At 70.9% G+C, this 14,122-nt stretch carries 1 protein-coding gene (cut by a window edge); it reads right to left on the bottom strand.

All coding sequences use genetic code 11. The features are described 5' to 3' along the window. Positions 1–14,122, bottom strand: the 5' portion of a protein-coding gene (locus FFS15_RS14400; protein WP_137845735.1) for a Calx-beta domain-containing protein. It extends 14,216 nt beyond the left edge of the window; only the first 14,122 of its 28,338 coding nucleotides appear in the window; it begins with the start codon at positions 14,120–14,122; its stop codon lies beyond the left edge, outside the window.

The raw sequence follows: 14,122 nt of genomic DNA, 5'->3' as shown, positions 1-14,122 counted from the left end.
CGGTCGCGGTGACCGTGACCGAGCCGCCGACCTTCGTGATGCCTGCGGCGAGGACGGCGCTGACCTCGGGCGAGCCGGTGACCCGTGCCGACGGGACGCTGACGTCGACGCCGCCGCCCGAGCCGCCGTTGGCGGTGGCGCCCGACTGGCCGTCGCCGCTCGGCGGTGCGATCGTGGCGAGCGATTCGCCGCCTTGACCGGCGATGGTGTGGCTGCCGGCGGGAAGCGCACCGGCGATAGCGGCATACAGCGCCTGCGTCCCGGTGCCGACCTTGAGGTCGACCTCGCGGATGCCGAAGAGGTGCAAGCCGGGACGGTACTGGGTGTCGAGGGTGATCGCGGTGCCGCCGGGAGTCGCGGCGAGCTGGAACGAGCCCGGAACGAGCGATCCGCCGGTGATCGTGTAGTAGGTCTGGCCGTCGCGGAGGCCGCCGATGCTGCGCTGGATCGAGTGACGCAGCGACTCGGATCCGGCGGGGATCCCGATCGAGAGCGCCGTCTGCGCGATGTCGTCGTCGGGGCATCCGACCGCGAGGCAGCGCGAAGCGGCGAGCTGGATGACACCGTTCGCTCCGCGGATGACGTAGTAGACGGTGTTGTGCACGAGCCCCGTGAGCGCGACGCCGTCGAGTGCGAGATACAGCACCGCGTCGCCCGTATTGAGGAGCGCCAGGACACCCGTGCCGACGAAGATGTTGTTCGCAGCTGTGACGTGCGTGATCGTGACGGTGTTGTCCGCGCCGGTCGTGCTCTGCGGCACCCACACCAGGCCGCCGGTCACCGGGTCGGTGACCTGCACCGGCGTGACGTCGACCGCACCCGAGATGAACGTCGCCGCGACCGGAGCGCGGTAGACGACCGCCGTGCCGGTCGGCTGAGCGCCGATGGTCGGGTTGGTGAGCACATTGCCGGTGATGGTCGGATTCAGCGTGGCATCGCTCGCGGCGACCGCGGCCGCGTAGGTCGTCGTCAGCATGATGCGGTACCCGTCGTCACCGATCACCCGCACATAGAACGACGAGGTGCCGCTCGTCGAGCATGTGGCGCTCGTGGTGCTCGCAAGGATCGACACCCCCGCGCGCGGGTCGTAGACGACGCAGTCGCCGCTTCGGAACCCGTGCGGGGTGCCGAAGGTGATGATCTCGGTGAGCGGGTCGACCTGCGCCGCGTCCAGCAGTGATCCGAGCCGGATGCGGCCGGCGGTGCCGGTGTCGAGCACCGTGTAGGTCGATCCGCTGTGCAGGCCCGTGATCGCGGTGCCGGTCGGGCGGTAGCTGACCACATCGCCCTCGGCGATGCCGGGGTACTCGAACGTGAGCGTGTCGGGGTCGATCTGGATCGCGGTGATGCGGTCGACGAGCGGCGTGCTCGCGTCGTCCGACAGCTCGGCTTCGACGCGCACCGACCCTGCGGCGTAGATGCGGGTGGGCGAGGCGGCACCGGCGGTGCCGATGTACGCCTCGACGTCTGGGCTGATCGTGGTGCGCGCCTCGGGGATGCCGACCTGCACCGCGCCGCCGCCGTAGGCGTTGGCGGTGGTGTCGGCCTCGGCGCGGGCGGTGGCGGAGACCGTGACTCCGCCGAGGATCGGCACCGGGGCCGAGGCGACGGCGAGATCGCCGATCGTCACGCCGTCGCCGATCGCGGCGGTGATGTCGGGGCTCGAGTTCGCGAGCGCCTGCGACCCGCCGATCGAGATCGCGCCGCCCGATCCGACGACGACCCGTGCCCCGGCGTTGGCGGCGATCACGCGGGCTGTGACGTCGACGCCGCCCGCACGCACGATCGTGGTGCGGCCGAGGATCGCGGCGCGGGTCCAGCCGGTGAGCGTCGCGTCGGCGATGAGCCACGCGACGGCGCCGAGGCCGCCGGCGCCGCCTTCGGTCCGGGCACTCGAAGACTGGGTGGCGGTGGCCAGCAGCGAGATGGAGCCGGTCGTGGCGAGCGTGGTGATCGCGCCCGAGGTCGAGCCGATGCGGGCGTCGGAGTCGACGTCGACGTCGGTGTCGACGCGCGCGCCCGAGCCGCCGATCGCGCCGATCGCGACGACGACGATCGACGCCTCGGCGATGGCCGTGTTGACGGCCTCGACCGCGATCGATCCGGCGCGCACCGTGACGGCGTCGGCGATGAAGGCTCGGGCGATGCCGTAGAGCGCGACCGCGAGACCCACGCCTCCGACCGCGACGACTCCGACCGCAGCCGTCGCGCCCGAGACCCGCACGGTCGGGGTGAAGCGGGATGCCACCCGGACGGCGCCCGATGCGTAGATGAGGGTTCCGCGCCGCACCTCTGCCGAAGCGACCGCAGCGCCCGAGACACCCACGGTGATCGCGAGGACACCCGCCGAGACGCCGAGCGGGCCGCCCGCGAGCGCGAGGATCGTGATGCGCGATGAGCCGAACGACGAAACGGTCGAGGTGACCTTGGCCTCGATGGTCACCGTGCCGACCGTGGCGGTCGGAGAGTCGACGCCGATGCGCGAGAAGGTGCCGGTCGCGGCGAGCGCGGACCCGGTGGAGTTCACGACGACGACCGAGGCGCCGACGGCGGCGGCGATGATGCCCACCGCGGCGGCGACCGCGGCGACGTGGATGCCGACGATGCGCTCGGCGAGGATCTGGACGGTTCCCGCTGCCGCGATGACGGCGGCATCCGCGGTGCTCGTGGCGTCTTCGAGGTAGGCGCTGACCGCGCCGCGGTCGTTGACGACGACGACCGATGCGGCGACACCCACGATCGCGCCGAACCCGGCCGTGACGGCGAGGACGCTGAAGTCGGCGAACAGGCGTGCCCGGAGCGCGACCGTTCCGGTGGCACCGGCGCTCACCGTGGAACCTGAGCCGATGAAGGCGGTGACGTCGTCGTCGAAGGTGAGGACGGCGATGCCGGCGCCGATCCCCGCGCCGCCGATGCCGAGGCCGCCGCCGACCATCAGGACGATGAGGCGGCTGCGGGCGTCGATGAGCACGTCGCCGCCCGCGGTGATCGTGGCGTTGCGGCCGATGAAGGCCGCCGTGCCGCTGGGGACCTCCTGCGTGCCCACGAGCGGGCTCGCGCCGGGGGCGGCCGTCGCGGCGCCCACCGCGCCGCCCGGAGCCTGGGCGTCGAACGTGCTCTTGACGTCGGCGGCGGCATCGCGCATGTCGCCGGAGTTCTGGGTGGTGCCGGCCGCGTTGCCGTCGTCGTCGACGCCGGGGTTCACGAGCGACCCGAGCGCGGACGATGCGTCAGAACCGTTGATGAGGCCGTCGACCTTCGCGATCGTCGAGGTGTTCTCGCCGCTCGAGCCCTTGCCGGTCAGCGCGTCGGTGCTGCGTGTCGTGTTCGCGCCGCTCTGCGTCTTGTCGGCGTAGGCGTAGGTCGAGATGAGGTTGCCGCCGAGCGTCCACACCGACACCGCTGCGGCGAGTCCCACCGCGCCGCCGCCGGCGCTGATCACGAAGCTGCTGAGCTCGCGGTCGGCCAGGGCGCTGGCGGTGATGTGGCGCCGGGCGCGCACATCGATGCCGGCGATGAACGCGGTCGTGTCGTTGTGGACGATGCCGATGTCCACACCGCCGGCGAGACCGACGGCGCCGACGCCGATGGCGCCCGAGATCGCGAGGATCGTGACGTCGTTGATCGCGACGACCCGCACATCCTGGTTCGCCGAGGCCGTGCCCTGCGCGAGGGTGTTGATGCGGGCGCCGCCGTCGATGAACGCGCGGGTGTCGGAGTCGAGCACCTGCACGGTGACGGCTCCGGCGATTCCGGCGATGAGACCACCCGCACCGGCGATCGCCACCGAGAGGACGTCTTCGCTGCTGACGGCGACGACGATCACGCCGTGGACGTTGTCGACGGCATCCGTGATGCCGAAGACCCCACTGTCGCTCAGCGTGCCGTCGTACGTGTTGATGAGGTCGGACCGGCCACCGGCATCCACCGTCGCATTGCCGATCCAGGCCCGCGTGTCCTTCGTGATGACCGTGACCGAGGTGCCCGCTCCGACGCCGGCCTTCGCGAAGCCGATGCCGGCGGCGATCGAGAGGATGTCGAGGTCGGTCAGGTCGGAGGCGATGACGACGACGTTGCCGCCCGCGAAGGCGACCGCGCCCGACGCGATGCTCGCGTGCGTCGTGTTGTCGATCACGAGGACGCCGACGGCCCCGCCGATGCCGACCCCGCCGGAAACGGCGATCGCGATCGTGATGATCAGGATGTCTTCTGCGGCCTGCGCACGCACCTCGATGTCGCGCGCGGCCTCGACGCGGGCCGAGGTGCGGATCGACGCCGTCACCGTGTTGAGCACGACGGCGACCTCGACGGCGGGCGTGACCCCGACGACACCCGAGAAGGCGCCGCCGCCGGCGATGCCGAGAAGCTGGTAGTCGTTCGCCGCGATGACGAGCACGCTCTGGTTCGCACCCTCGCTGCCGGCGCTCGCGTTGATCTCTGCGAAATCGCCGATGCGGGCTGTGGTCGAGGCCGTGATCACGTGCACGATGGCCGAGATCTGCACGGCGACGGATGCCGAGGCCCCCGCGCCGATGCCGTACATGCCGATGTCGTCGCGGTTGAGCGCGGTGACCGCGACGCCGGTGAAGCCGGTGCGGGTGTCGGGCGTCACGACGCGGTAGCCCGTGAACTGCTCGTCGACGAGGGGGTCTTCGGCGTCGGGGTTCGACGGGTTGTAGCCCACGTCGCTGTTCGAGATCGACGGCGGCCGCACCTGCCCGGTCTCGCCACCGTAGTTCACGAACACGACGTCGAAGCCGCCGTCGACGTCGATTCCCGGGCGGAGGCCGCGGCCGTCGACGATCGCGCGGGCGCCGATCGCGGCATCCGTCCTCTTGGTGATCACCGGCACCACGACCGCGCCGCCGATGCCGGCGGCGATCGCGCCGACCGCGAGGTTGCCGGCGATGAAGTCGACCTCGGTGTCACTGGAGGCCGCGACCTGCACGCTGCCGAGCGCCAGGACGGTTGTCGGCGTCAGCGCGGCTGTCGCGGTGCCCCGGATCTTGGCGGTGGTGGAGATGTCGAGCACGTAGATGTCGACGGCGCCGGCGATGCCGACCTTGCCGCCGGCGGCGACCGCTCCAGAGACCGAGACGATCTTCTCTTGCGAGAAGGCCAGCACCCGGACGTCACGCTGCGCCTGCACCCACGCACCCGCGCCGATCCAGGCGTGGGTGTTCTTGGTGAGCACGCCGACCTCGACGCCGGCGCCGATGCCGGCCTTGCCGCCGATGGCGATCGAGCCGGCCACGCCGACGTGGTCGGTGCGGCTGGAGGCGATCACCACGACGCTCTGGTCGACGCTCTCGCCGGTCGTTCCCTGGTTGATCCGCGCACCGTCGCCGATCCAGGCGTGGACGGTGCGATCGATCACCGTGACGCTGCCCGAGCCGGCGACGCCGAACTTCGCTCCGCCCGCGAGACCGATGGCGATGGTGCGCACGGTCTGGAACGACGTGGCCGAGACGGCGAGGCCCTTGACGAGAAGGGTCTGCGCAACACCGGCGGAGTTCTTCGTTCCGGTGCGGGCGAGCACGCCGCTGCCGTTGCCGCGGGCGTCGACGACGGTTCCGTCGCCGATCCAGGCCTTCACCGAGCTGAGGTCGATCTGCAGGGGAACTGCGGCTCCGCCGGCGCTGCCGCCCGCCGCCGCACCACCGGCGACCGCGACCGCGGTGAGGTCGTCGGCCGCCTGGACGAGGATGCTGCCGTCGGCGTCGACCGAACGCGGCCCCGAGATGTAGGCGGTGATGGCGTGGGCGATGACGTTGATCGTGATCGCGCCGCCGAGGGCGAGCTGGCTCGCGCCCGCAGCGCCGATGGCGACGCTGATGATCCGCGCGGTGAACGGCGCGTTCGCCTCGGTGCTCGGGTCGCCCGGGATGGCGACGGTGACGATGTCTCCGATGCTCACCGAACCCGGCAGGGCCGAGGCCGGCGGCAGGTAGCCGGCCTTGACCTGGATGTCGCCGCCCGCCTGCACCCGCGCGTTGTGGATGTACGCGGTGATCTGGTCCTTGACCGTGCTGTCGCGGTCGATGACGTCGGGGTTGGCGGGGCTGAAGCCGCCTCCGATGAAGTTGTAGGCGATCGCGGCGCCGACCGCGGTCCCGGAGAGGGCCACCCCGACGCCGCCCGCGATGACGATCAGCGTGACCGACTCGGTGGCTGTGACCAGGACGTGCCGGCCGGCGCGGATGTCGGGGCTGTCGGCGATGTGGGCGTCGAGCGTGTTGGCGATCGAGTTCACCGTGAGCGATCCGCCGACGGCGACGTTGCCGCCCGAGAGGGCGGCGCCGAGCGCGATCGCGACGAGGGTCGCGCCCGAGGTGGCGGTGACGGAGATGTCGGAGGAGGCCCCCCGCGCGATGACGCTGGCGTCGTCGATAGAGGCGACGATGCGGTTCGAGATGAGGTTGTAGCTGATCGCGGCGCCGACCGCGATGCCCTTGGCGGCGACCGAGAAGCCGCCGGCGATCGAGACGATGAGCGACGAGTCGGTGGCCGAGACGCGGATGGGGCCGCCGGCGCTGATGACGGACGCGCCGACGTGCGAGTCGGCGACCGTGTCGCCGATCGTGGCCTCGACGCGCTTCTCGATGATGTTGATGAGGAGCGACCCGGCACCGCTCAGCGCGCTCTGGGGTCCGAGTGCGGCCGCGACGCCGAGCGCGACGCCGCCGATCTCGCCGTCGGAGACCGCGATGACCGTCAGCGCGCCGTCGATCGTGATGTCGACGTCGTCGAGACGCGCGAGCGTGTCGGTGTCGACCTCGTTGTAGCCGGCGGCGGCGCCGATCGAGTTCGAGGTCGAGAGACCCACGGCTCCGGCGATCGCGACGATGCCGGTGCGGTCGGTCGCGGAGACCGTCACGGCCACGACACCCGGGGTGCCGGCGAGCTCGGTGATCGTGGTGCTCCGGATCGCCGCTTCGGTGATCCCCTCGATGATGTTGACCCCGAGCATGAAGCCGAGGCCGAGGTTGCTCTGCGGGCCGAGGGCGAGTCCGATGCCGGCGCCGAACGCGAAGATGCGCGCCTCGGTCGTCGGGTTGACATTCGAGGCGGTGACCGAGACGGTCGTGCCGCCGATCGTGAGGCGCGATCCGGCGATGAGCGCGCGGGTGATCGTGGGGCGGGTCGGCGTTCCGAGCAGGTTGAGGCCGACCCCGAGACCGACTCCCGTCTTGCCGCCGAGCGCGATGCCGCCGCCGACGGCGATGATGCGCGAGTTGTCCGACGCGCTGACCACGACATTGCCGGCGATGCTGCCGATCATGCCGCGGATGATCGCCTCGGTCTCGTTGAGGATGACGTTCGCCGAGAACGACCCGGCCACCGCGAGGCTGTCGTTGCCCGGTGCGCCGGCGAGTCCCGCCGAGAGGGCGATGAGGTCCCCGCTGCGGGTCGCGGTGACGGTGACGTCGCCGGTCGCGGCGCCGGTCGGGTCGAGCACGATCGAGGTGGTCACGTCGGTGGCGACGATGAAGGCGCGGATCGTCGCCTCGATGTCGTTGAAGCTGAAGGCCCCGGCGATCGACTTGCCTCCCGGCTGCGCGCTGACGACGAAGCTCGCGCCGCCGGTGACGGCGAGCTGGAAGAAGTCGTCGAGGGCGGTGACGGTGACGCTGCCGGCGACGATGCGGCCGGCGTTCGCGATCGAGGCCTGCACGGTGTCGCGGACGATGTTGACGGATGCCGCGCCGGCGAGGCCGATGCCGGTGGGCGGCGTCTGCGCCGTGGTGCCCAGCAGCTGCAGCGCCTTGGCCGGGGTGCCGACAGGCGCTGTCGGTGCTCCCGGACGCGAAACCGCTCCGGCGACGCTGAACGCGTACAGGTCGCCATCGAGGCTGGCGAGGACGTCGATGACTCCCGTGACGTCGATGTTCACGGTGCTGCCGGCTGCCGCCGTGTTGGACGAGGTCGCGGTCAGGTCGCCGATGACCGCGCGGGTCGTCCGCTGCAGATCGTTGATCGCGACCGAGATGCCGACGCCCGTGCCCTCGCCGATGGTGACGGCGCCGACCCAGGTGACCTGGGTGGTGAGGTTGCCGGCGTACAGGCGGGCGTCGCGGCCGGTGACCTTGGCGGTGCCGCCCAGGTGCACGAGCGTGTCGCTGTCCTGGCCGATGTAGGCGACCGACCCGGCGAACGCGTAGGCGCCGCCGGTGGTGCCGGACTGCACGAGGTCGATGTGGAAGATCGCCTCTTCGGCCTTCATGTTGAAGCCGCCGTCGGCGCCGCTGAAGATCATCGCGCCGTTCTGGACGATCGCGTGCGTGGTGTTGTCCTGCACGAAGACGTAGAACGAGCCGCCGGCGCCGCCCTTCGAGCCCGCAGTACCCGCGGGGTTCAGCGAGATCCGGTCGGCGAACTTCGTGCCCTTCGAGTCGAGGTCGATGTCGGGCAGCGCGAAGATCCCGACCATGTTGATGAACTGCTGGTAGTTCGTCGCCTCGATCGAGACGACCTGCTCGGATCCCGCGGCATTGCCGTGGTCCGAGTTCCGCCACGCGAGCGTCTGGTTGATCTTCACGCCCGACTGCACGGTGGCGATCGCCCGGTTCGTGAGGACGAGCACGGTGACCGAGCCCGCGATGCCGACCTCGTCGGCCTGCGCGGTCGCCGAGGTCCACGTGTTGAAGAGCGAGTCCTTGAGGCCGAGCTGCGCGTTGACGTACTTGAGGATCGCGTCCCAGCCGTCGTTGCGGAGCGAGTCGACCAGCTCGCCCCACGACAGCGGGATGTACTGGTCGAACCGCGTGAGGAACGGGTATGACACGTCGGCGATGAGGCGGGTCGCGCGCAGTCCGTCGAGCGTCGCGCCGCTGGTGAGCGTCGCGGTCGCGGTGTTCTCGACGATGCCGATCGAGATCGCGACGCTGATCATCGTGCCGGCGCTGGCACCGTCGGGGCCGGACTGCGGCTCGGCGTTCGACTCGGCGTTGAGGTTGAGGGTCTGGGCGATCGTCGCCTTGACCTCGAGGTCCTCGTTGGACTGGATGACCGCTGCCGCCCCCACGATCGTGGTCACGTCGTGGTCGGCGAAGGTGAACGCGAGGGCGCCGGCGACCGCGATGCCGCCGTTGGACGCGACGCCGGCCTTGGCCTGGTGGTCGCGATAGGCACGCGTGAGCCGCGAGAGGAGCGAGTCGACGACGTTGGCCGCGAGCTTCTCCTTGACCTTCGCCCAGAGGTTCGGGTTCAGCTCCTCGTCCACGAGGCCGGCGCTCGCGGAGCTGGAATCCTTGGCGTTCAGCTGCGAGATGATGCCGACACCGGTCGCGAAGCCCGAGTCGAGAACGTGCTTCGCCTCGAACATGTAGCCGGTCGCGCCGACCGGGATCTCGCCGATGTCGATGAAGACGCCGCCGCGCGCCTCGTTCTCGCTCTCGGCGAGCCGGATGACCTGTGCGGTCGCGAAGCGCGTGTTTCCCTGGAGGTTCGTCTGATTGGTGCTCGCGATGACGTAGTACGTCTGGCCGTCGACGAGGCCGGCGATCGCGTGGGTGCCCTGGCGGTAGACGACCGCCTGGCCGAGTTCGAACGTGTTGAAGACCGTGCCCACGGGCCACCGGAGACGGACCGTGTTGGCGGCGCCGTCGACGTCGGTGCCGTTGAAGAGCCGCTCGTTGTTGCTCGTCTCGAGCACGGTGCCGGCCTGGTTGATCAGGTCGACGACGTTGCCGGCGTGGTAGTCGTACCCGAGGCCGGCGGTGATCGCGCGCTCTTCGGTGAAGGCGAGCTTGATCCACTGCGACTCGTCACGCCCGGGGTTGTCGGGGTCGTCGATGTCGAAGAGTTGGACCACGAAGTACTGGCGGCCGTCGACGAGCCCGCCGATACTCGTGCCACGCCGGTTCGTGTAGGTGATGACGTCTTCGGTGACGAGCGCGTGGGCTCCGACGAAGATCATGTTCTTCGCGTAGTCGACGTATCCGGGCTGAGTCGGGTCGGTCTCGGTCGGGTCGATCTCGATCTTGACGACCGAGCCCGAGCCCATGTTCGCGCGGACGGTGCCGAGCACCGTGTTGGTGATGTCGGCATCCGACAGCTCGATCGCCGTCGCGACGCCCGCGCTGCCGTCGGCGTAGATGCCCGATTCGGCCGACGCCGACGAGTCGGCGTTGCCCGTCGCGACGAGGTTCGCGGTCTTGCCCGCTTCGATGCGGGTGCGGAGGCCGACGCTGATCGTCGAGGTCACGACGGCGTTCGAGACGGCGAGCGAGAGCGCGATCTGCGTAGCCCCGGGGTTCGGAGTGCTCGAGAGCTCGCGGCTCGTCTCGGAAGAGATGGATGCCGTGGCCGTCGCCGTGGCCGTGATCACGACAGCCGCCGCGCCCGTGAGCACGGCATCGGTGCCGATCGTGACCCGCGCCGTCGCCGTCGCCCACACGAACCCGACGCTGACCATGCTGCCGCGGGCCGAGCCGCTCGCGTCGGCCGAAGCAGTCGCATAGATGCCCAGCGCATCGGCGCTGATGATCCGCACGCGGTTGCCGATCGTGATCGTGGCCGACGAGCTCTTCACGAGCACCTTCACCGGGAGGGCGATGATCGACTCGAGCAGGCTGATGAGCGGGTTGATGACGAAGTTCGCGACCTCCTTCATCTGGCCGAGGAACTCGGCCACGGTACGATCCTCGGCCTGCGCGATGATGTAGATGCCGGTCGCGCGGATCTCGGCATCCGCCTCGATCGTGATCGCGACGCTGCGGCTCGCGACCAGTCCCGGCCGGAGGTTCTCCCACGTCGAGGTCTCGATGTGGCGGGCACGCAGGACGATGTAGCCGTCGCCCGCGTCGATCGAGACACCCGCGCGCACCGTGATGTTCGCCGCGTAGATCTCCATCGTGCCCAGCGGTGCGATGTCGCCGGTGAAGAAGACCGAGTCGGCATCGGGGTCGTCGACGAAGATCGGGGTCGCGACACTGAGGCGGCGGTTGCCGTAGACGAAGATCGTCGCGCCGTCGTGCCAGCCCGACGAGAGGCTCGCGATCGTGATCGAGTCGGCGCCGGCGCGACCTTCGATGACGAGCGAGACGAGGGGGTTCAGGAAGATCTCGCCATCGACCAGGGTGCCGGTCACGACGTCGTACCAGGCGCGGCCGACGTAGCGGACCTGCATGCGGGTCGCGTCGACGGCCGAGACGACCATGACGTCGTCGGCCGAGGAGCCCTGGATGACGCGGGTCGAGTTGTTGCCGGCGAGAACGCTCTGGCGATCCAGACCCGTGTAGACGATGCTGCGGCCGTCGTAGTTCGCGGTGCCGCTGTGGTTCGCGGAGGGGACGTTGTACAGAACGGCGAGGGTGTCGCTGACGGCGAAGACGAGGGCGTCGGAGGTGCCGCTGCCTCCGGCGATGGAGCCGGAGAGGGTGCCGGTCGCGGTGACGGTGAACACGTCGGCAGACCCTGCGGCGCCGACGAGGGACTCGAACGACGAGAATCCGATGCCGGCGACGCTGCCCGCGTCATCCCCGTCGATGGTCCACCGAGTCGACTCGTCCGGAGGACCGCGCACCGTGTCGGCGCCCGCGCCGCCGGTGACGGTCTCGACGTTGACGAAGGCGGCGACGCCCGTCGCCGAGTGCATCCCCGGCGCGTAGACGAAGGTCAGCGCGTCGTCCGCCGAGAACGGGTTGGCGGCGCTCGCGGAGAGCACCTGCACCGAGAAGGCGCGGTAGCCCGGGTCGCCGGCGGCGCCGAGGCCGAGCAGCTTGAAGAGGATCCACTTCGCGTCGTCGTCGGTGGCGACGACGCGCACCTCGCCGAGGGGCGCGGGAGAGTCGTCGATGCGGTCGATCGCCGCGGCGATCACGCCGCCGGCGGCATTGCCGATGCCGACGCGGATCTGGGTCGCGCTCGACTGCGTCGCGGTGTTGAACCGCACCGTGCCGGCACCGGTGGTGGACGTCTGCGGCGTGGTCGCGAGTGAGAAGAGGGCGGCGAAGGTGAGCGCGCCGCCCGCGAGCGTGAGGGTCACGGGCGAGCCGAATCCCGCGAACGTGATCGTGTCGACGGCCGGCTCGTCCGCTTCGTCGTCATCGCCGCCGCCGTCGATCATGCCGGTCACCGAGCCGCCGGCGAGCATGCGGAACTCGTCGTCGCCGAGGCCGCCGATGAGGTTCTCGATCGCGGCGAAGGACTGCGTGCTGGTGAGCACGAGGTCATCGTCGGGGTCGACGGTGGAGAGCGTGCCGGTGCCCGCTCCGGTCAGTGTCCAGCGGTTGGCGAGGTCGCCGGCGACCAGCGCGTCGACGCCGCCGCCGCCGCTGATCACGCCGCTGAGCGTATGCACGCGCGGTGGATTGCTGGCAGTGACGACGGTGGTCACGGCGAAGGTGTCGGATGCCGACCCGCCGGTGATGTTCTCGACCGCCGAGAAGAGGGCGAAGGATGCTGCGCCCGTGTCGGCTCCGGTGATCGCCCAGTCGTTCTCGACGTTCGGTCCGACGAGGGTGTCGTCTCCGCCGCCGCCCTGGATGACGATGGTCACGTGCGCGGGGAGCGCCTCGACCCGGAAGGTGTCGTTGCCGGCGGCGCCGCGGACGGTGAGCTTTGTCGTCGTGGCGCCGATCGTGAAGGTGGTGAGCTCACCGGTGCCGGTGGTGAACTCGACCGTGATGTTGGTCGCACCGGTCGAGTGGATGCGGATCTGGTGGTTGTCGCTCGTGCCCGCGTCGACGAGGCACGCCACAGAGCACGAGAGGTTCACGGGCTCCAGGCCGTCGTACCGGGTGGTGCGGCCGTCGAGCACCACCGACCCCGACTGCGGGCCGCTCACCCGCGAGGTGACGCTGGCCGGGGACGAGTTGCGGGACGCGATGGTGTCGAAGCCGCCCGCACCGCCGTCGACGGCGCCGATCGTGCCGCTGCCGACCAGCTCGAAGAGATCCTTGTTGCCCTCGGCACCGCGCAGCGTCTCGATTCCGCGGAAGGTCACCGTCGCGCCCCCGGCGAGCATGCGCCCGGAGCCTGCGCCGTCGACGATCCAGCGCGCGTCGACCGTGGGGCCGGCGAGCACATCGGAGCCGCCGGCGCCGTCGAAGGACACCGACTTGCCCTTGAGTGCGGCGAGCGCGCTCGCGTCGATGACGAGGGTGTCAGCACCGGCACCGCCGATGACGATGACGGCGGTGATCGACGAGAGAGCACGGCGCTCGGTGCCGATCACCAGGTCGGTGCCGTCGATGCGCATGACCGCGGTGCCCGAGATCGTGACGGTCCATGGCGACGGGGCGATGACGACGGGCGCGACCGCAATCGGAGCCGCCGGCTCGGCGGTCGTCGTGGCCGCGGGCTCTGCCGCGACGGGCTCGGCCGGCGCTTCGGCTGCCGGTTCGGCCTCCGCTACGGGCTCGGCGGGAGCGGTGTCGACTGCGGGCTCCACCGGAGCGGTCGCGGGCTCAGCGGGGGCAGGCTCAGCGGGGGCGGGCTCAGCCGGCGCGGGCTCAGCCGGAGCAGGCTCCGCGGGTGCGGGCTCGGCAGGAGCGGGCTCCGCGGGCGCAGGCTCTTCGGCGACGGGCTGTTCCGCGGCCGGCTCTGAAGCGGGCTCGACGACGTCCATCGCGCGCAACGGCAGTTCGCGGCCCGCAGCAAGTGCGCGCAATACCTTCACGTGCGCGCCGTCGTCGAATCCGACGCCGAGGTGGCGCGTGCCCGGCGCGAGTCGCTCGTGCATCAGCGCGTCGTCACGATCGAGGTCGTCGCGACCGAGCAGATGGCCGATCTCGTGTGCGAGGACGGTTTGCAGGTCCATCAGGCCCGCGGCGACGCTCGACGCATCGGCGGTCGCCGTGGAGCCGGCGCCGTGCGTGAACTCGCGCGATGAGGCGGGGGTCGCGTCGACGAACCAGCCGTGGCCGGCGGCATCGGGGTCGACCGTGATCGTGGTGCCGCTCGTCACGGCGAGCCGGTCGCCGGAGACGTCGCCTACGCGCACCTCACCGGGCAGGTCGCGAAGGCCCCACAGGGCCAGCGCGCTCGGCAGCACACGATCGATGTCGGCGGCGTCCAGATCGGCGTGCGCGGCGTTCGCGGCGACGCTCGGAGCACGCAGAGCGTACTCGGCCGGAGCGGCCGCGGCAGCAGGAGAGACAGCCGGAGTGACGGCCAT

The sequence above is a fragment of the Microbacterium sp. 2FI genome (assembly GCF_005502885.1).
Classification (GTDB): Bacteria; Actinomycetota; Actinomycetes; order Actinomycetales; family Microbacteriaceae; genus Microbacterium.
This window is presented reverse-complemented; position numbering and strand designations above follow the sequence as displayed.